The organism is Enterobacter sp. DNB-S2, assembly GCF_019443845.1.
Taxonomy (GTDB): Bacteria; Pseudomonadota; Gammaproteobacteria; order Enterobacterales; family Enterobacteriaceae; genus Enterobacter; species Enterobacter asburiae_B.
In genome coordinates this window covers 2336544-2355202 of sequence record NZ_CP050520.1, presented here as the reverse complement: position 1 = coordinate 2355202, position 18659 = coordinate 2336544, and the positions used below count along the sequence as shown (strand labels likewise).

Genomic DNA, 18659 nt, shown 5'->3' with positions numbered 1-18659 from the left:
AGGCTCCGGAGACGGAGCCTTATTTTATTGGGGAGTATATGAAACGATATCTTATCGCCAGTGCGGCACTGCTGCTGAGCGCCAGCGCGCTGGCCGACGAGTGCGACAACGCGACCACCCAGCTTGAACTGAATACCTGTAGCGCGCAGCAGTACCAGGCTGCTGATAAAAAACTCAACCAGACGTATCAGGCCGCCATCAAACGCGCGGCAGCTCCTCAGCGCGACCTGCTGAAAAAAGCGCAGCAGGCGTGGATTACCCTGCGCGATGCGGACTGCGCGTTTATCGGTTCGGGGACGGAAGGCGGGAGCGTCCAGCCAATGATTGTTAACCAGTGCCTGGCGGAAAAAACCGTGGAGCGCGAAGCGTTTCTGGCCTCGCTGATGCAGTGTGAAGAGGGCGACTTAAGCTGCCCTCTCCCGCCGGGCTGAGGGATCCCCACAAAATAATACCTGCGCGGACGGCCCCCTCCCCCTTGAGGGAGAGGGCTGGGGTGAGGGGAAACTAGCGCAGGCGGATCCCTTCGATAATCATCCGCTGCACGTTTTCCAGGGTGCTGTGGAAAAACGCCTCGTCCTGGAGCGTTTTACCGGTCACCGCCTCAACCTGGGCCGCAAAGTCAGCGTAATGCTGGGTGGAGGCCCAGATCATAAAGATCAGATGATGCGGGTCGACCGGGGCCAGTTTTCCGCTGGCGACCCATCCGGCAATAATGGCCGACTTATCGTCCACCAGCTGCTTTAAATCTCCGGTTAATTCCGCCTGCAGCAGCGGCGCGCCCTGCAGCATCTCAAGACAAAACAGTCGCGACGCCTGCGGGTAATCGCGCGACACCTCCAGCTTCAGGCGAATGTACTCTTTGATCGCCAGCAGCGGGGCCAGCTCCGCGCGGAACGCTTTGAGGGGCGCCAGCCAGATATCGAGGATCTGCTGCATCACCGCCACATAGAGCGCCTCTTTCGACGGGTAATAGTAAAGCAGATTGGTTTTGGATACGCCGGACTGCTCCGCCACCTGCTCCAGGCGCGTGCCGTGAATACCAAACTGCGAAAAAGTCTCGAGCGCCGCGCTGAGGATCGCCTGCTTCTTGGCGCTCACCGCCTGCGAACGTTTACCTGGTGTTTTCACTGCGCCTTGTGCCATTCCCGCTCTCCTTATTCTGCGTTGCCCTCAGCATAGCAAAACCCCCGACTCGCCACGACATCCTGCACTCCGATCGCGCATGAATGCCTGTTTTCTGTGCAATGTTTTTGACCAGTTAGTCCACATTTAGCCGAATCAATCCACCAACTTCTGATTAACACATTAATAACACAGCCATTTTCAAAACTGGCACCGCCTTTGCAAAAACACCGATACACCTGCGACGTAATGAAGAGAGGTTCGTGATGAAAATTGGCGTATTTGTACCCATCGGCAACAACGGCTGGCTTATCTCGACCACTGCACCGCAATACATGCCGACCTTTGAGCTCAATAAAGCCATCGTGCAGAAAGCAGAGCATTACCATTTCGACTTTGCGCTTTCGATGATCAAGCTGCGCGGCTTTGGCGGCAAAACTGAATTCTGGGATCACAACCTGGAGTCCTTTACCCTGATGGCCGGGCTGGCCGCGGTCACCTCGCGGATCCAAATCTACGCCACCGCCGCCACACTCACCCTGCCCCCGGCGATCGTCGCGCGCATGGCCTCCACCATCGACTCCATCTCCGGCGGGCGTTTTGGCGTCAACCTGGTCACCGGTTGGCAAAAACCGGAGTACGAGCAGATGGGGCTCTGGCCGGGTGACGAGTACTTCTCGCGTCGCTACGACTACCTGACCGAATACGTGCAGGTGCTGCGCGACCTGTGGGGGACCGGCAAAAGCGATTTCAAGGGCGATTTCTTCACCATGAACGACTGCCGCGTCAGCCCCCAGCCGTCGGTGCCGATGAAGGTGATTTGCGCCGGACAAAGCGACGCGGGGATGGAGTTTTCCGCGAAATACGCCGACTTCAACTTCTGCTTCGGTAAAGGCGTGAACACGCCGGCCGCCTTCGCTCCGACCGCCGCGCGGATGAAAGAAGCCGCCGACAAAACCGGGCGCGACGTGGGCTCCTACGTGCTGTTTATGGTGATCGCCGACGAGACCGACGACGCCGCGCGCGCCAAATGGGAGCGCTATAAGGACGGCGCCGACGAGGAGGCACTGAGCTGGCTCACCGAGCAGAGCCAGAAGGATACCCGCTCCGGGGCGGATACCAACGTCCGCCAGATGGCCGACCCGACCTCCGCCGTCAATATCAACATGGGCACCCTGGTTGGCTCTTATGCCAGCGTCGCCAGAATGCTTGACGAAGTGGCGGCCGTCCCCGGTGCGGAAGGCGTCCTGCTGACCTTCGACGATTTCCTCACCGGCGTGGAGACCTTCGGCGAGCGCATCCAGCCGCTGATGCAGTGCCGCGCCCACATTCCTGCCGTCACGAAGGAGGTGGCGTAATGACGACCCTTAACGCACGCCCGGAAGCCATCACCTTCGCGCCGCAGCAGAGCGCGCTGATCGTGGTGGACATGCAAAACGCCTACGCCAGCCAGGGCGGTTATCTGGATCTGGCTGGGTTCGACGTCTCCGCCACCCGGCCGGTGATCGAGAACATTAAAACTGCCGTCGCCGCCGCGCGCGCCGCGGGCATGCTCATCATCTGGTTCCAGAACGGCTGGGATGACCAGTACGTCGAGGCAGGCGGCCCCGGCTCGCCCAACTTCCACAAGTCGAACGCCCTGAAAACCATGCGTAAACGGCCCGAACTGCAGGGCAAGCTGCTGGCGAAAGGCGGCTGGGACTATCAGCTGGTGGATGAGCTGGTACCGCAGGCGGGCGATATTGTTCTGCCCAAACCGCGCTACAGCGGCTTTTTCAACACCCCGCTCGACAGCCTGCTGCGCAGCCGGGGCATTCGTCATCTGGTGTTCACCGGCATCGCCACCAACGTCTGCGTGGAGTCGACCCTGCGCGACGGCTTTTTCCTCGAGTATTTTGGCGTGGTTCTGGAAGACGCGACCCACCAGGCCGGGCCGGAATTCGCCCAGAAGGCGGCCCTGTTCAACATCGAAACCTTTTTTGGCTGGGTCAGTAACGTCAATGATTTCTGCGACGCCCTGACTCCCCCGCTTGCCCGTATCGCCTGAGGAGACGCCTGATGCCAAAATCCGTGATTATTCCGCCGGGCACCAGCACGCCGATTGCCCCGTTTGTTCCCGGTACCCTCGCCGACGGCGTGGTGTATGTCTCCGGCACGCTGCCGTTTGATAAAGACAACAACGTGGTGTTTATCAACGACCCAAAGGCGCAAACCCGCCACGTGCTCGAGACGATCAAAACCGTGATCGAAACGGCGGGTGGCACGATGGAGGACGTGACCTTCAACAGCATCTTTATCACCGACTGGAAAAACTACGCCGCGATTAACGAGATTTACGCCGAGTTCTTCCCCGGCGATAAACCGGCGCGGTTCTGCATTCAGTGCGGGCTGGTGAAGCCAGAGGCGCTGGTTGAAATCGCCACCGTTGCGCACATCGCGAAGTGAGGCAGGTATGAAACTTTCCGTCTCGCCGCCCCCGTTCGAGGGCGCGCCCGTGGTGGTCTTTATTTCCGGTCTCGGCGGCAGCGGCAGCTACTGGCTGCCCCAGCTGGCCGCGCTGGAGCCGGAGTATCAGGTGGTGTGCTATGACCAGCGGGGAACGGGCAATAACCCCGCCACCCTGCCGGAAGGGTACAGCCTTGCGCAGATGGCGGACGAGCTGGCCCAGGCGCTGGCTGAAGCCGGGATTGTCCGCTACAGCGTCGTGGGTCACGCGCTGGGGGCGCTGGTCGGCCTGCAGCTGGCCCTCGACAGGCCCGACGCCCTCACCGCGCTGGTGTGCGTTAACGGCTGGTTGACCCTCAACGCCCACACCCGCCGCTGCTTTCAGATCCGCGAGCGCCTGCTGCATTACGGCGGCGCACAGGCGTGGGTCGAGGCGCAGCCGCTGTTTCTCTACCCTGCGGACTGGATGGCCGCCCGCGCCCCTCGTCTGGAGGCCGAAGAAGCGCTGGCGCTGGCCCATTTCCAGGGCAAAACCAACCTGCTGCACAGGCTCAGCGCCCTGAAAAAGGCCGACTTCAGCCGCCATGCGGAGCGCATTCGTTGCCCGGTACAGATTATCTGTTCTGCCGACGACATGCTGGTGCCCTCCGTCTGCTCGTCCGAGCTGCAGGCGGCGATCCCGCACAGCCGCAGCGCGGTGATGCGCCAGGGCGGACATGCCTGCAACGTCACCGAGCCGGATACCTTCAACACCCTGCTGCTGAACGGGCTTGCCAGCCTGCTGCACAGCCCGGAACCCGCTTTATAAGGAGCTTTAATGAGCGAAGCCATTACCCCCGCCGCGCTGGAAACGCTGTTCACCGGCGCCCGCACTCATAACGGCTGGCAGGATATGCCCGTCAGCGACGAAACGCTGCGCGAAATCTACAACCTGATGAAATGGGGGCCCACGTCCGCCAACTGCTCCCCGGCGCGAATTGTGTTTGTGCGAAGCGCGGAGGGAAAAGAGAAGCTGCGCCCGGCGCTCTCCAGCGGCAATCTCGAGAAAACGCTCACCGCCCCGGTCACGGCGATTGTCGCCTGGGACGGTGAATTCTACGAGCGCCTGCCCGAGCTGTTCCCGCACGGCGATGCAAAGAGCTGGTTCACCACCAGCCCCGCGCATGCAGAAGAGACCGCCTTTCGCAACAGCTCAATGCAGGCCGCCTACCTGATTTTCGCCTGTCGCGCCCTGGGGCTGGACACCGGCCCGATGTCGGGATTTGACCGCCAGAAGGTCGACGAAGCCTTTTTCACCGGCACGACGCTTAAAAGCAATCTGCTGATCAACATAGGCTATGGCGATACCCGCAAACTTTACGGGCGCCTGCCGCGCCTGGACTTTGACGATGCCTGCGGGCTGGCGTAAGGAGCGATGATGACATCACCGGATAAACAAACCTTTCGCGACGCCATGGCCTGCGTTGGCGCGGCGGTCAACATCATCACCACCGACGGCCCGGCGGGGATGGCAGGCTTCACCGCCAGCGCGGTGTGCAGCGTCACGGATTCACCGCCCACCCTGCTGGTGTGCCTGAACCGCGGTGCGTCCGTCTGGCCAACGTTTAGCGAAAACCGCACCCTTTGCGTGAATACCCTGAGCGCCGGACAGGAGCCTTTATCTAACCTGTTTGGCGGTAAAACGCCGATGGCGGAACGCTTTGCCGCTGCCCGCTGGCAGACGGGCGACACGGGCTGTCCGCGTCTGGAAGATGCGCTGGCCTCGTTTGACTGCCGCATCAGCCAGGTGGTGAGCGTCGGCACTCACGACATTCTGTTTTGCGACATTATTTCGATTATTCGCCACCCCGCGCCGCAAGGGCTGGTGTGGTTTGACCGCGGCTATCACGCGCTTATGCGACCCGCCTGTTAACCCGCCTTAAGGAGACAGACCATGTTCGGATTTCCCCACTGGCAGTTGAAATCGACCTCCACAGAAGCAGGCGTGGTCGCGCCGGATGAACGTCTCCCGCTCGGGCAGACGATGGTGATGGGCGTTCAGCACGCGGTCGCCATGTTTGGCGCCACGGTGTTGATGCCGATGCTGATGGGACTCGATCCCAACCTCTCTATTCTGATGTCGGGTATCGGCACGCTGCTGTTCTTTTTCGTCACCGGCGGGCGCGTGCCCAGCTATCTCGGATCCAGCGCCGCCTTTGTGGGCGTCGTCATCGCCACCACCGGGTTTAACGGCCAGGGGATCAACCCCAACCTGAGCGTGGCCCTCGGCGGCATCATTGCCTGCGGCCTGGTGTACACCCTGATTGGTCTGGTGGTGATGAAAATCGGCACGCGCTGGATCGAGCGAATGATGCCCCCGGTCGTGACGGGCGCCGTGGTGATGGCGATAGGCCTCAACCTCGCCCCGATTGCGGTCAGGAGCGTCTCCGCCTCGCCGTTTGAAAGCTGGATGGCGGTGATCACCGTGCTGTGCATCGGCCTGGTGGCAGTGTTCACGCGCGGCATGATCCAGCGGCTGCTGATCCTGGTTGGGCTGATTGTCGCCTGCCTGGTCTACACCCTGCTGGCCAACGTTTTCGGTCTGGGCAAGCCGGTTGACTTTACGCTGCTCCACCAGGCCGCCTGGTTCGGCCTGCCGAAGGTGACCCCACCCACCTTTAACACCCAGGCGATGATGCTTATCGCACCGGTGGCGGTGATCCTGGTGGCGGAGAACTTAGGCCACCTGAAGGCGGTTGCGGGGATGACCGGGCGCAGCATGGATCCGTACATGGGCCGCGCGTTCGTCGGTGACGGTCTGGCGACCATGCTCTCCGGTTCCGTAGGCGGCAGCGGCGTCACCACCTATGCCGAAAATATCGGCGTGATGGCGGTGACCAAGGTCTACTCGACGCTGGTCTTCGTGGCGGCGGCGGTGATGGCGATGCTGCTCGGCTTCTCACCGAAGTTCGGCGCGCTGATCCACACCATTCCGTCCCCGGTTATCGGCGGGGCATCGATTGTGGTGTTTGGGCTGATCGCCGTAGCCGGCGCGCGCATCTGGGTACAGCATCGCGTCGATCTCAGCCAGAACGGTAACCTGATTATGGTGGCGGTCACGCTGGTGCTGGGCGCAGGCGATTTTGCCCTGACGCTGGGCGGGTTTACGATTGGCGGGATTGGCACGGCGACCTTCGGTGCGATCCTGCTTAACGCCCTGCTGAGCCGCCGGATGGCCGCTGCGCCGCAGGGCGCCGTAGTGCATCAGGATTCGTGAAATCACCATGTCGGGTGACGGCCAGGCATCACCCGACGTGTACATTCCTTCAGAACAACAGGTAGTAAAGCAATCACTCTTACTCAAACAGCCGTTCGATAGATTTTGTAGGGAAGAACAAAGAATGGCTGTTTTCAGCTGTCAGCGGGATAAAGCCCTGCTTCAGATAAAATCGTTTTGCCCGCTCGTTAAGGGCATCAACAAATATTCCGTGTACCCCCACAGCCTGTGAAGCCAGGTAGACAACGCGCATAGCATGCGCAACGAGCGTTGTTCCCCACTCGTTTCCCTGTAGTGTTTTATCTACAGCCAGACGTCCCAGCGTCACGCTGGGTACGTTGATATAAGGGATTCGGCGCTGCTGAGTCTTAGAAGGAAGCATCGCTCTTTCAAAACAGCTTCCCGATAACGTGTAATAACCCAGGACACGCGGACGATCGCGCTCTTTAAGCAGGTAGGCTCGTAAAATACGCCCATTGTGCTGACGCACCAGATGTTCAGCAAGGAAGGCATTTAGCGAGGGTTCGCCACAATCAAAATCCTCGAAGTCATAATCGGTTCCCTCTGATAACATTTCGATCGTGAGATTCTCCACGGCGCTTCACTCCATGTTTCGAAGCCGTTTTGCTGCTCGTTTCAGGCGTTCATTTGGCTCAGGCGGATTGTCGATGGCATCCATCACCGCATTCCATGATGCTTCGTTTAATACGAGACGACGGTGCTGCTCAATGACCTCTGCAGCACGCTCTGACGCACTGTTCACCATAAACTGGGTGATCGTTTGGTTCGTCATCGCCGCCGCTTCTTCAATCATTGTTTTGTCTTCGTCCGTTAAGCGAAGATCGATACGCTGTTTTTTAAGTGCTGGCATGGTTTACATCACCGTGTACGGTATTTATCCGTACACATCGTAAATAAGCCTGTCCATTTTTTCAATCTAAACCTTCTTTTGCCGTCAAATCCCTGACCTCACTCCGACGTTTTCTGAGCTTTAACTCGCTCACCAGCACCCCGGCGACAATAAATGCCGCGCCCACCAGCGCCAGAAGCGGCAAACGCTCACCTGCAATGCGTCCGAAAATCCCCGCCCAGACCGGTTCGCCGGTATAAATCACCGTCGCGCGTGTTGGCGATACGCTGCGCTGCGCCCAGTTCATGGTGACCTGAATAATGGCGCTGAAAATACCCAGCCCCAGTGCGACCACCACCAGGCCGGTGGACATCGGCGGCACGGACTCGCCTGCCGGCACCATCGTCGCAAACGCCACCAGCGACGCCGTGGCGAGCTGCACCACCGTTACCCGCTTGACGTCGACCTTGCCCGCCCAGGCGCTAATCAGAATAATTTCCGCCGCAATGGCAATCGCCCCTATCAGGGTGATGATTTCGCCCGCCCCCAGCGCCAGCAGGTTGTTTTCCGGCCCGGCCAGTAAGATCAGGCCGATAAACGCCAGCACGATGCCAATACAGGACATCAGCCCCGGCAGCCGCCCCAGGCACAGCCACTGCAGCAGCGGCACCAGCGGCACATACATGGCGGTGATAAACGCGGATTTACTGCTGGAGATGGTCTGCAATCCCCATGTCTGCAGGCTGTAGCCCATCGCTATCGCCACCCCAATCGCCACGCCGGCCTTAAGTTCTTTCAGCGTCAGCCCCCGCAGCGTTTTAAGCGAAATCAGCCCCACGGCAAGCGCCGCCGTCGCAAAGCGCAGGCCAACAAAAAAGAACGGATCGCTGAGGGTCACCGCGTACTGAACGGCCAGAAACGTCCCGCCCCAGAACATGGTGATGAGAATCAGGATGGCTTCCTGCGGTTTAACGGAGAATTTGAAGCGTGAAACAGACATGCGGCACTCGCGGTTAAGATCAATTCCCTAGTGTGCGTTGCCTTTGGTTACAGTTCAATGTTGCAGAAATAAAAAAACCGCCGGGAGATCCCGGCGGCAGGGGTTCAACCCGGCGTGTTACTTACTGCTGCCGTGGCTGTTTTTCCCCCCTTTCTTGCCAGCTTCAGATGCGCGTTGCGGGTCATTCTTGAAGTTGCCCCCGCTATGCTGGCCACCTTTACGGCCTGCTTCTGATGCTCTTTCACGGTCTTCTGCGAAATTACCTGAACCACCACGATGGTTTGCCATCTCTAACCTCCAGAATGTGAAACATTAGACATCATATTGCATTCAGTAAAAGAGGATTCTTTCACCTCGCAACACAAGGACAGTGCCTTTATCTGTGCCGCGTGAAACTAAGCTTAGTGGAATGCCGCTATCCGGCAAGCCGCAGGTAATATTCTGCAACATGAACTCAGCCTTTCGGGTGAGATGACGCGGCGGCGATTCATAAACCTTTCTTATCATTTCAAAAATCTGCTGCCAAAAAGTTGTTTCATTTTGCTACAAAGCCTTTTTGTAACCATATTGTTATAAATCAAAGAAATGCCGTTCATTTTTGCAGTCTGGCTGTGATGGCATATCTTTAAAAGAACGCAGCGATCCGCTGTCAGAAAAACCAACGAGGAGTGATGCAAAATGGCAAAAGTTCTGGTGCTCTATTATTCCATGTATGGACACATTGAAACCATGGCTCACGCGGTAGCAGAAGGTGCGAACAGGGTTGATGGCGTTGAGGTTGTGGTGAAACGCGTACCGGAAACCATGCAGGCGGAAGCCTTCCTGAAAGCCGGGGGGAAAACGCAAAACGCCCCGGTCGCCACCCCGCAGGAGCTGGCGGACTATGATGCCATTATCTTCGGCACACCGACCCGCTTCGGCAATATGTCGGGCCAGATGCGCACCTTCCTCGATCAAACCGGCGGACTTTGGGCATCCGGGGCGCTCTACGGCAAACTCGCCAGCGTATTCAGCTCTACCGGCACCGGCGGCGGTCAGGAGCAGACGATTACCTCAACCTGGACTACCCTTGCTCATCACGGGATGGTGATTGTGCCGATTGGCTACGGCGCCCAGGAGCTGTTTGACATTTCCCAGGTGCGTGGCGGTACGCCTTACGGCGCAACCACCATTGCCGGTGGGGATGGCTCACGTCAGCCAAGCAATGAAGAACTGTCTATCGCCCGCTATCAGGGTGAATACGTCGCGGGTCTGGCCAAAAAACTGAACGGCTAACACCCAACAGGAGGACAAGCATGCCAACTCAAGAATCCAAAGCTCACCACGTGGGCGAATGGGCAAGTTTACGCAACACCTCTCCGGAGATTGCCGAAGCTATCTTTGAAGTCGCAAAGTACGATGAAAAGCTGGCCGAGCAGATTTGGGAGGAAGGTAACGATGAGGTGCTGGTGCGCGCCTTCGAAAAAACGGATAAAGACTCGCTCTTCTGGGGCGAGCAAACCATCGAACGTAAAAACGTCTAAGCGTTTCCCCCCGCCGCAGCGGGGGGTTCTCTTTTACTTCGCCGCGTTATTCATCACCGCATTGAATTTATCGACAGGACAGAAGCCGTTCGCATCCACCGGGCAGCCTTTCAGCTCCAGCGTCACGCGCTGCGCGGGGGACTTAAGCGACAGCACGCTGGCGTTACGCAGCTGCTCTGAGCTCTGGTAGACATACTCAATTTTCATCAGCTCCTGGTTGGCATTTTTGTCATGCCAGCGCTGGAAGACAATCTTGCCGCCAATCGGGGTGCGCTCCTGCTGGTCGTGCAGCTGATACGGTTTGAAATCCAGGGCCGTCAGCAGGGAAGCGATGTTCGAGTCATGCCCCACCAGCAGGGTGATTTTCGGCGCTTTCGCCTGTTCGGTGACCAGCGTTTTATCAATGTACTTCACCAGCGGCTTCGCCACGTTTTGCGCCACTTCGGTGGAGGTAAACAGCGAGTCCTGATAGCCGTTCTTCAGCTTCGACAGCACGCGCCACTGCTGGTCGGTTTTGATTTCGCCCCAGGCCACCTGGTCGGCCGGGAAGCCTTCGTAATACTGCAGCGTGAACGCGTCCACCAGCGAGTTACCCACCTTCAGCGGCCCGGATACGCCAGGCTCTTTTTCATAGTCGGCGCTGAAGGTATCTTTCGCGTCAGTCAGCGAGCAGACCTTTTTCTCTTTGCAGGACGGGGAATCCGCGTAGTTCGTCATCTGCTCCAGCAGCTTATAGCTTTCGCCCAGCTGCATTTTCTGCCGCTCGGACTCCATCGCCTTGAGCGCTTTTTCGCGAAATTCCGGCGAGTTATCGGTAATCACCGGATTAAAGGTCGGATCCATGGTGCCCATTTTTTCCTGATGGTGCACGGGAACGTCGCAGCCCGGGAACGCACCGGTGATGAAGAACTGCGCGGTGGCGACGGTACGCTGCAGGCTGTTGGCGTAAGCATAAACGCTATCCGCCGCTGGGCATTCTCCCGTCTTCACCATCCCCTGCTGCGCCAGCCACTCGCGCATGTAATGGCCCATATAGACTTCCAGCACGCCGCCCTTGGTGGTGAGCTGACCGCCCGGCACCTCCCACTCCGGCCACTGCTTCGGCGTGGACTGCTCCAGCACGCTACCGTTATTGGCGAGCGGCGCGCGCAGGTTGTGACGGCTCATGATTAAAACTTGCTCCAGCTGATACCCTTCCGGCGTCTCTTGCGCCTGCACGCCAAACGTTGCTGAAATGGAACCGGCGACTGCCAGCGCGAGTAGTGCTTTTTTCATCCCTAATTCCTCACTCGTTTTAAAATGTCGCGTTCAGTGTGACAGATTCGTGACAATTTTCCGGGAAGCATTTCTCAAACTGATGATTAACGTGCTTACGGTGTGTGCCAATAAGTTTTATAATAAAACCACACCCCACCGGAGAATTGACCGTGAAACGTACCCGCCTCGAAGAGAGCACCTGCCCCGTCGCCCGTTCGCTGGATATCATCGGCGACTGGTGGTCGCTGCTGATTGTTCGCGACGCGCTGCGCGGGATTAAGCGCTTCGGCGAGTTCCAGAAAAGCCTCGGCATCGCGAAAAACATGCTGACCACGCGGCTGAAACTGCTGGTCGACGAAGGCATCCTCCGGCTTCAGCCCGCGTCCGACGGCAGCGCCTGGCAGGAATACGTCCTGACCGACAAGGGGCGAGCCCTGCAAACGGTGCTGGTTGCCCTCTCCCAGTGGGGCAATGAATTTTTGTTTGCGGATAACGAATGCGGCACCGTGCTGGTCGATACCGAACAGCGCAAACCCCTGCGCAAACTGGCGCTTATCGCCGACGATGGCCGCGAACTGACGCCTGAAGAGATCGTGGCGAAACTCCCCTCCTGATCGTTCCCGACGGCAACAGCACAAAATGCTCGCAAATATGGTTGCATTATAAAACCAAATAGCAGAGAGTTTATTGAGTTTCATCTTGAAACCAAATAACCCACTTTGCCCTGAGGTAACACACGATGACTACGCAAATCACCACCGCCCTGATTACGGGCGCCTCTTCCGGAATTGGTGCTGTTTATGCCGATCGCCTTGCCGCGCGCGGCGCTAACCTGGTGCTGGTCGCCCGTCGCGAAGATCGCCTGAACACCCTTGCCGCCGACCTTCGCGCGCGCTACGGCGTGGCCGTCGATATTCTGGTGGCCGATCTTACCGATGAAGCCGGGATCCGCGCCGTGGAAGAGGCGCTGCGCAGCAATACCGCGATTGATACGCTCATTAACAACGCGGGCACCGCGCAGATGGCGCCGTTCCTCGCGGGCGATGTGGCGCAGCATCAGGCCATTAACACCCTGAACACCACGGCGCTGATGCGTCTGACCTACGCCATCCTGCCCCGCCTGGCGCAGAACAATCGCGGCACGCTGATCAATATCACGTCCGTGCTGGCCCTGCACGTCCGGGCGGGCAGCGCGCTCTACAGCGCCACCAAGGCGTGGGTGTTGAGCTTTACCCGTGGGTTACAGGAAGAATTTGCCGACAGCAGCGTGCGCATTCAGGCCGTGCTGCCCGCCGCCACGGCGACAGAAATCTGGAGCCATTCGGGCGTCACGGTGAACGATCTGCCGGAAGGATCGGTGATGACCACCGACGATATGGTGGATGCATCGCTGGCGGGTCTGGATCAGGGTGAACCGATCACTATCCCGCCGATGCATGACGCCGGCCTGTGGGATCGCTACGAAGCGGCGCGTCTTGAGCTGTTCAACAGCGCGCGCACCGGCATTCCGGCACCGCGCTACGCAAAACAGTAGCCTAACGCTCAAGCTGGTCGCCGTACTCACTCATCCAGGCGGCCAGCGGGGAGAGTGCGTCCTGCAGGGTTAACCCCAGCGCGGTGATCTGATACTCCACGCGCGGCGGGATCTCCGGGTAGACCGTCCGCGTCACCAGCCCGCGCTGCTCAAACAGGCGCAGCTGCTTGGTCAGCTCTTTCTGCGTGATGGGGGCAGCGGCCCGCAGCAGATCGCCAAAGCGTACGGGCGTGTTGAACACAATCAGACGGTACAAAATGGGGATCGCCCACTTACCGGATATCAGGTTCACAAACTGCGTCATCGGGCAGGTATACGCCTCAGATTTTTTTTCACAGCACACCTCCAGCATTTCTGCCATAGCACACCTCTTGCCTCTTTAGTATCCATTTGGTACCTGGTTTCCTTTCGATACTAACGTTTCTATAGTGCTTTCTCCAGAGACATTTCAGGAGAAGAACATGGGTCGTTTAACAGATAAATATACGCTGATTACCGGCGGCACCAGCGGCATCGGTCTTGCCACCGCGCAGGCGTTTATCGCCGAAGGCGCGCGCGTCGCCGTGACCGGACGCAACCCGGACACCCTCGCCGAAGCAGAACGTATTCTTGGCGATAAGGCCTGGGTGATCCCGACCGATGCGGGAGATATCGCCTCGCAAAAAGCGCTGGCGGAAACCCTCGCCGCCCGCTGGCCACGCCTGGACGCGGTGTTTCTCAACGCCGGTGACGTAACGCACGCGCCGCTGGAAGCCTGGCAGGAGGAGGCGTGGGACCGACTGATGGGCATCAACCTGAAGGGGCCGTTCTTTTTAATTCAGGCGCTGCTGCCGCTGCTGAATAACCCGTCGTCGGTGATCCTCTGCGGTTCGGTGAGCGCGCGTATCGGCCTGCCGACCAGCAGCGTGTATGCCGCGAGCAAGGCCGCCCTGCTGTCGCTGGCGCGCACGCTGTCGGCGGAGCTGCTGCCGCGCGGGATCCGCGTCAACGGCCTGAGCCCCGGTCCGGTGGAGACCCCGGCGTTTACCAAAACGGGCTTAAGCGACGAGGCGCTTAACGCGATGATGGCGGAGATCATCAAGCTGGTGCCGCTCGGCAGAATGGGCTCGACGACGGAGCTGGCAAAAGCCGCGCTCTATCTGGCCTCCGACGAGTCGAGCTACACGGTGGGAACGGAGCTGCTGGTCGACGGCGGAATGGGGAGTTTGTAACTCAAAAGGCGCTGATGCCGGTGACGATGCCGACATACAGCGCCGCCCATGCGCAGGCGGAAAGCAGGCTGACGGCGTAGACCTTGACTGCATTCAGCCTGAGCATTCCCGCCGCCAGCGGCACGATGTAGCGCAGCACCGCCAGAAAACGCGCGGTGAACAGGACCAGCACCCCGTTTTTCTGCAGCTGATGCTGCACCCGCAGCATTTTACCGGCGTGCTTTGCCGAGAAGCGGGTCATCCATCGCGTGTGCCCCATCAGCTGGCCGATATGGTAGTTCAGCACCGAACCCGCCGTTGCCCCCAACACCACGGCCAGCCACGCCTGCGCAGGATGCATGCTCGCCTGGCTGACGGTAATGCCCGCCAGCAGCATCACCGAGGCGGGCGGCAGCACGGAGGAGACTAGCACCGTCGATTTACTCAGCGCCATCACAAATAACAGCGCGAAAAGATGTGCCGGATACAGCGCAAAATGATTCAGCAGATTATCAAACCACGCCATTATCCTCTCCTCCGTTGATTATTTAATCCTCCATTAGAAATGAATTAACCTAAATAAACCCTCAACATTTTATTAATAAAAATCGTCTAAACCGTTCTTAAACATTATTTAATTTTCTGAGCGGTAAATTTAAATAAGCGTATTATTCCTCACGTTTTACAACGATCTCGTTATGGCGAGGCTCCTGTACAAATACACGTTATCGCTCTGGTAGGTTCGAGAGAACCGACACAGGGTAAAACAGGCACTGTCGAATCAAGGCTTTGTCAGTATAACTTCCCTCGCGGGATACGGTGTACAGTGCTGAACCCAGGACGTGGGGATCTCCTCTTCGACATGCCCTGTCTTGCTCGCCCCTGAGAGATGTTATTATTCAAAGGGAATTCACTATGTCTTACGCTATTCACAACCAGAACCTGGCATTCAATGACAGCGCGATCGCGCAATATATGAATACCGATTTTATTGTCCTCGATATTTCATTATGCGTGGCGCTGGCGCGCGAGCAATTCTTCGAAAAATTAAAAGACGACGATATTCCGTCTCATATTTTTATTGAAGACAATGGCCGCCTGGCGGGCATGATTGCCGTGCGCAAATTGCTGCAAACCGCCGATACGGTACAGCCGGTGAAATCGCTGATGATTTCGCAGTTTTTGCAGGTCAAACCGGAGGACGAACGTGCCGACGTTGCCGGACTGCTGGCGCACGGCGGCGCGGATGTGGTGCCCGTGGTCACCCACGGCAAGCTCGTCGGCTGCCTGACCGAGCGCGAAATCGCCCATCTGCTGGAAGATGACGTCACCGAAGACGCCCAGCTTCAGGGGGCGACGCTGCCGCTGGAGAAGCCCTATCTGGACACCAGCCCGTATAGCCTGTGGAAGAAACGCTCCGTCTGGCTGCTGCTGCTGTTTGTCGCGGAGGCCTACACCAGCTCGGTGATCCAGCATTTTGAAGAGGCGCTGGAGTCCGCCATCGCGCTGGCGTTCTTTATTCCACTGCTGATCGGCACGGGCGGCAACAGCGGGACGCAGATCACCTCCACGCTGGTGCGCGCCATGGCGCTGGGGGAAGTTCGTCTGCGCGACGTTGGCCGCGTGCTGCGTAAAGAGATGACCACCTCGCTGATGATTGCCGCCACGCTCGGTGTCGCCGGGTGCATTCGCGCCTGGATGATGGGGATTGGGTTGGAAATTACGCTTATCGTCAGCCTGACGCTGGTGTGCATTACGCTCTGGAGTGCGATCGTGTCGTCGGTCATTCCGATGGTGCTCAAGCGCTGCGGCATTGACCCGGCGGTCGTCTCCGCGCCGTTTATCGCGACGCTTATCGACGGCACCGGGCTGATTATCTACTTCAAGATCGCGCAATATACGCTGGGACTGGAGTAACGTAGTTCCCTGCCGGGTGGCGCTGCGCTTACCCGGCCTACCCATCCCGTAGGCCCGTGCAAGCGTAGCGCCGCCGGGCAATACTCAGATCGCACCAAGCGTTCTTACCGCCCGCCCAAACGCCTCAATCGCCAGGGCGACATCTTCAGCCATCACCGATTCCGCCGGATGGTGGCTGACGCCCCCTTTGCAGCGCACAAACAGCATGCCGACCGGCCAGCGTTCCGCGATGGCAATCGCATCGTGGCCCGCACCGCTGGGCAGCGATAGCGAGCGCCTCTGTACCGAAGTGACGGCCTCCCCCAGCACCTTTTGCAGGTGGATATCGCACGGCGTGGCGGCAATGCGGTAAAACTCCTCGGCGCTGAAGTCCAGACCGCGGCGCGATGCGATCGCCTGGGCATGTTCCAGCAGGTCGTTAAGCAACCGATCAAGCGGCGCATCCTGCGGCCCGCGAATATCCAGCGAGAGCTGAACCTCGCCGGGGATCACGTTCACCGCCCCCGGCAGACAGCGCAGCTCGCCAACCGTCGCCACCAGGTTGCCGCCCTGCTGTCGGGTAGCGTTTTCAATGATAACCATCCACTCGGCGGCGGCGGCCAGCGCGTCCCTGCGGTGGAGCATCGGCACGGTTCCCGCATGCCCGGCCTCGCCGGTAAAGCGGCAGTTCAGACGGCGCGCGCCGTTAATGGCTTCCACCACGCCAAGGGCGAGCGCCTCCTGCTCAAGGCACGGCCCCTGCTCAATATGCAGCTCCAGATAGGCGCTGAAATCCTCCTGACGGCGCGCGGCATGGAGCACGCGGGCAGGATCGAGCCCCATCAGGGTCATCGCCTGCGCCACGCTGATCCCGCTGGCGTCGGCTTTTTCCAGCCAGCCCTGCGGCCAGGTTCCCGTCAGCCCCCGGCTGCCTAACAGCGTAATGCCGAAGCGGGTTCCCTCTTCGTCGCAAAAGCCGACAATCTCAATGGCCTGGGCCAGATGCACCCCCTGCTGGTGCAGGCTGTCCACCACCTCAATGGCGGCAAGCACGCCGAGCATGCCGTCGTAGCGCCCGGCATTGCGCACGGTATCGAGATGCGAGCCGAGCAGCACCGCCTGCGCCCCTTCCTGCGCGCCCTCATAGCGTCCACAGATATTGCCCACGCTGTCCTGCCAGACGGTCATTCCCGCCTGGCTCATCCACTGCCCCACCAGCTGGTTGGCCTGCAGATGCTGGGTGGAGAGATAGACCCGCGTCAGCGCATCCGGGGTTTCGCTGATGGCGGCCAGCGCGTCGGCGCGCGCCATCACCCGTTCTGCCGCCGGGCTCATTGCGGCGTCTCGCGGCGATAGTGGTCCCACGCGGCCTGCATGGCGGCACCCTGCGTGGTGGAGAATTTCAGGTAGTTCAGCACCGACTCCAGCGCGCTCAGGGTGGTCATCACGCAGTCTTTGCGCGCGTTGTAGCCCATGGTGCCAATGCGCCACACTTTGCCGTGCAGCGGACCAAACGAGGTGCCGATTTCAATCCCGAAATCCTCCAGCATCAGCTTGCGCACCTGGTCGCCGTTGACGCCCTGCGGGATAACCACGCCCAGCACGTTGTTCATCTTGTGCTTCAGGTCGCCGAAGGTCTCCAGCCCCATCGCCTGAATGCCCTTCAGCAGCGCATCGCCGTGCAGTTTATGGCGCGCGATGCCGTTATCCAGCCCTTCCTGCAGGATCAGACGCGCGCACTCGCGGGCGCCAAACAGCGCGGTCGTGGCTTCGGTATGGTGGTTCAGCCGCTCCGGGCCCCAGTAATCCATCACCATGCCGAGATCGAAATAGTTGGAGTAGATCATCTCCTCGTCGCCGTCGCGGTGGGCGTCGGTGCGGATGCCCTCCTCAACGCATTTGCGGCGGCGGATCGCCTCCTCCATGCGCGCGCTCAGGGTGATCGGCGAGGTGCCCGACGGGCCGCCGAGGCACTTCTGCATCCCGGCCGAGACGGCGTCCAGCCCCCAGGCGTCGGTCTCCAGCGCGTTGCCGCCGAGCGACGCGGTGGCATCGGTGTAGAACAGCACGTCGTAGCGGCGGCAGATCGCGCCAAGCTCGGCGAGCGGCTGGAGCATGGTGGTGGAGGTATCGCCCTGCACGGTCAGCAGCAGGCGCGGACGAACACGCTTAATCGCATCCTCCACCTGGTCGGGGGTGAACACCTCGCCCCACGGCACCTCGATGGTATGCACCTCCGCGCGGCAGCGGCGGGCAATTTCGCACAGCAGATGACCAAAGCGGCCAAAGACCGGCACCAGCACCTTATCTCCCGGGCGAATGGCGGAGACCAGAATGGCTTCAATTCCCGCGCGGGAGGTGCCGTCCACCAGCATCGTCCAGCGGTTCTCGGTGCGGAACACCCCGCGATAGAGCGCCATCACCTCGTTCATGTAGTGGGTCATGGCCGGATCGTACTGGCCGATCAGCTGGCTCGACATGGCGCGCAGCACGCGCGGGTCGGCGTTGATCGGGCCCGGCCCCATCAGCAGGCGCTGGGGCGGGTTGATTTGCGGAAAGCGTGCGATATCCATTGTTAAGTCCTTA

24 protein-coding genes and 1 riboswitch are annotated in these 18659 nt (G+C 59.6%); of the genes, 14 read left to right on the top strand and 10 right to left on the bottom strand.

All coding sequences use genetic code 11. The features are described 5' to 3' along the window. Positions 1-38: 38 nt before the first annotated feature. Positions 39-431 (top strand): lysozyme inhibitor LprI family protein, encoded by a 393-nt coding sequence (locus HB664_RS11125; RefSeq protein ID WP_087822317.1) that lies wholly within the window; start codon positions 39-41, stop codon positions 429-431. Positions 432-504: 73 nt separating this feature from the next. Here the strand turns inward: HB664_RS11125 and rutR are convergent, their stop codons facing one another. Beyond that, on the bottom strand, positions 505-1143 hold the full coding sequence (gene rutR / locus HB664_RS11120; RefSeq protein ID WP_219940800.1) for an HTH-type transcriptional regulator RutR: 639 nt from the start codon (positions 1141-1143) through the stop codon (positions 505-507). Positions 1144-1388: 245 nt separating this feature from the next. Here rutR and rutA point away from each other — a divergent pair, with 245 nt between their 5' ends. The 7 genes from rutA to rutG are packed head-to-tail and all read left to right on the top strand — an operon-like array spanning position 1389 to position 6823. Beyond that, a complete protein-coding gene (gene rutA, locus HB664_RS11115) occupies positions 1389-2480 on the top strand; it encodes a pyrimidine utilization protein A (protein WP_045142971.1) in 1092 nt (363 codons plus the stop codon). Continuing rightward, positions 2480-3169 (top strand): pyrimidine utilization protein B, encoded by a 690-nt coding sequence (gene rutB, locus HB664_RS11110; RefSeq protein WP_033145167.1) that lies wholly within the window; start codon positions 2480-2482, stop codon positions 3167-3169. The genes rutA and rutB overlap by 1 nt, the downstream gene beginning before the upstream one ends. An 11-nt stretch (positions 3170-3180) precedes the next feature. After that, complete coding sequence (gene rutC / locus HB664_RS11105; RefSeq protein ID WP_010429508.1) at positions 3181-3567, top strand: pyrimidine utilization protein C; 387 nt, start codon at positions 3181-3183, stop codon at positions 3565-3567. 7 nt (positions 3568-3574) lie between these two features. Next, positions 3575-4375 carry a pyrimidine utilization protein D gene (rutD, locus tag HB664_RS11100; RefSeq protein WP_219940799.1) on the top strand — a complete coding sequence of 267 codons (801 nt, stop codon included), beginning with the start codon at positions 3575-3577 and terminating at the stop codon, positions 4373-4375. Between the two features lie 9 nt (positions 4376-4384). Then, on the top strand, positions 4385-4975 hold the full coding sequence (locus HB664_RS11095) for a malonic semialdehyde reductase (protein WP_047061542.1): 591 nt from the start codon (positions 4385-4387) through the stop codon (positions 4973-4975). Positions 4976-4984: 9 nt separating this feature from the next. After that, positions 4985-5479, top strand: a complete 495-nt coding sequence (gene rutF / locus HB664_RS11090) for an NADH-dependent FMN reductase RutF (RefSeq protein ID WP_032658088.1) — start codon at positions 4985-4987, stop codon at positions 5477-5479. 21 nt (positions 5480-5500) lie between these two features. Next, entirely contained in the window at positions 5501-6823 is a 1323-nt protein-coding gene (gene rutG / locus HB664_RS11085; protein WP_219940798.1) for a pyrimidine utilization transport protein G, read from the top strand. Positions 6824-6902: 79 nt separating this feature from the next. Here rutG and HB664_RS11080 read toward each other — a convergent pair whose 3' ends face one another. The 4 genes from HB664_RS11080 to HB664_RS11065 all read right to left on the bottom strand — a co-directional run bounded on the left by HB664_RS11080 (position 6903) and on the right by HB664_RS11065 (position 8961). Further along, positions 6903-7397: a GNAT family N-acetyltransferase gene (locus tag HB664_RS11080; protein ID WP_219940822.1), complete on the bottom strand. Its 495-nt coding sequence runs from the start codon at positions 7395-7397 to the stop codon at positions 6903-6905. A gap of 27 nt (positions 7398-7424) precedes the next feature. Continuing rightward, on the bottom strand, positions 7425-7694 hold the full coding sequence (locus HB664_RS11075; RefSeq protein ID WP_008499829.1) for a DUF1778 domain-containing protein: 270 nt from the start codon (positions 7692-7694) through the stop codon (positions 7425-7427). 61 nt (positions 7695-7755) lie between these two features. Continuing rightward, the gene (locus tag HB664_RS11070; protein ID WP_219940797.1) at positions 7756-8673 is read right to left on the bottom strand and encodes a DMT family transporter; all 918 of its coding nucleotides are present in this window, start codon (positions 8671-8673) and stop codon (positions 7756-7758) included. A 117-nt stretch (positions 8674-8790) separates the two neighbouring features. Next, the gene (locus tag HB664_RS11065; RefSeq protein ID WP_023311077.1) at positions 8791-8961 is read right to left on the bottom strand and encodes a general stress protein; all 171 of its coding nucleotides are present in this window, start codon (positions 8959-8961) and stop codon (positions 8791-8793) included. A 390-nt stretch (positions 8962-9351) separates the two neighbouring features. Between HB664_RS11065 and wrbA the strand changes: the two genes are divergently transcribed. Both wrbA and HB664_RS11055 read left to right on the top strand, forming a co-directional pair. Next, entirely contained in the window at positions 9352-9948 is a 597-nt protein-coding gene (wrbA, locus tag HB664_RS11060) for an NAD(P)H:quinone oxidoreductase (protein WP_023311076.1), read from the top strand. Between the two features lie 20 nt (positions 9949-9968). Then, positions 9969-10196 carry a YccJ family protein gene (locus HB664_RS11055; protein ID WP_008499832.1) on the top strand — a complete coding sequence of 76 codons (228 nt, stop codon included), beginning with the start codon at positions 9969-9971 and terminating at the stop codon, positions 10194-10196. Between the two features lie 33 nt (positions 10197-10229). Here HB664_RS11055 and agp read toward each other — a convergent pair whose 3' ends face one another. After that, entirely contained in the window at positions 10230-11471 is a 1242-nt protein-coding gene (gene agp / locus HB664_RS11050; RefSeq protein ID WP_219940796.1) for a bifunctional glucose-1-phosphatase/inositol phosphatase, read from the bottom strand. Between the two features lie 152 nt (positions 11472-11623). On the opposite strand from agp, the gene HB664_RS11045 reads away from it, so the two are divergent. Beyond that, positions 11624-12067, top strand: coding sequence for a helix-turn-helix domain-containing protein (locus tag HB664_RS11045; RefSeq protein WP_032658095.1), 444 nt, complete (start codon positions 11624-11626; stop codon positions 12065-12067). A 125-nt stretch (positions 12068-12192) separates the two neighbouring features. Beyond that, positions 12193-12987: an SDR family oxidoreductase gene (locus HB664_RS11040; protein WP_219940795.1), complete on the top strand. Its 795-nt coding sequence runs from the start codon at positions 12193-12195 to the stop codon at positions 12985-12987. 1 nt (position 12988) lies between these two features. Here HB664_RS11040 and HB664_RS11035 read toward each other — a convergent pair whose 3' ends face one another. Further along, positions 12989-13348, bottom strand: coding sequence for a helix-turn-helix domain-containing protein (locus HB664_RS11035; protein ID WP_023311072.1), 360 nt, complete (start codon positions 13346-13348; stop codon positions 12989-12991). Between the two features lie 100 nt (positions 13349-13448). On the opposite strand from HB664_RS11035, the gene HB664_RS11030 reads away from it, so the two are divergent. Further along, positions 13449-14198 carry an SDR family oxidoreductase gene (locus HB664_RS11030; protein WP_033145156.1) on the top strand — a complete coding sequence of 250 codons (750 nt, stop codon included), beginning with the start codon at positions 13449-13451 and terminating at the stop codon, positions 14196-14198. 1 nt (position 14199) lies between these two features. On the opposite strand, the gene HB664_RS11025 is transcribed toward HB664_RS11030, so the two are convergent. Continuing rightward, positions 14200-14703, bottom strand: a complete 504-nt coding sequence (locus tag HB664_RS11025; protein ID WP_039261670.1) for a DedA family protein — start codon at positions 14701-14703, stop codon at positions 14200-14202. A gap of 159 nt (positions 14704-14862) precedes the next feature. Beyond that, positions 14863-15032: riboswitch (M-box (ykoK) riboswitch) on the top strand. Between the two features lie 60 nt (positions 15033-15092). Between HB664_RS11025 and HB664_RS11020 the strand changes: the two genes are divergently transcribed. Then, a complete protein-coding gene (locus HB664_RS11020; RefSeq protein WP_023311069.1) occupies positions 15093-16094 on the top strand; it encodes a magnesium transporter in 1002 nt (333 codons plus the stop codon). A gap of 84 nt (positions 16095-16178) precedes the next feature. Here HB664_RS11020 and hpxK read toward each other — a convergent pair whose 3' ends face one another. After that, positions 16179-17408: an allantoate amidohydrolase gene (hpxK, locus tag HB664_RS11015; protein WP_210867287.1), complete on the bottom strand. Its 1230-nt coding sequence runs from the start codon at positions 17406-17408 to the stop codon at positions 16179-16181. Then, positions 17405-18646 carry an alanine--glyoxylate aminotransferase family protein gene (locus HB664_RS11010; protein ID WP_182931787.1) on the bottom strand — a complete coding sequence of 414 codons (1242 nt, stop codon included), beginning with the start codon at positions 18644-18646 and terminating at the stop codon, positions 17405-17407. The genes hpxK and HB664_RS11010 overlap by 4 nt, the downstream gene beginning before the upstream one ends. Between the last annotated feature and the right edge of the window lie 13 nt (positions 18647-18659).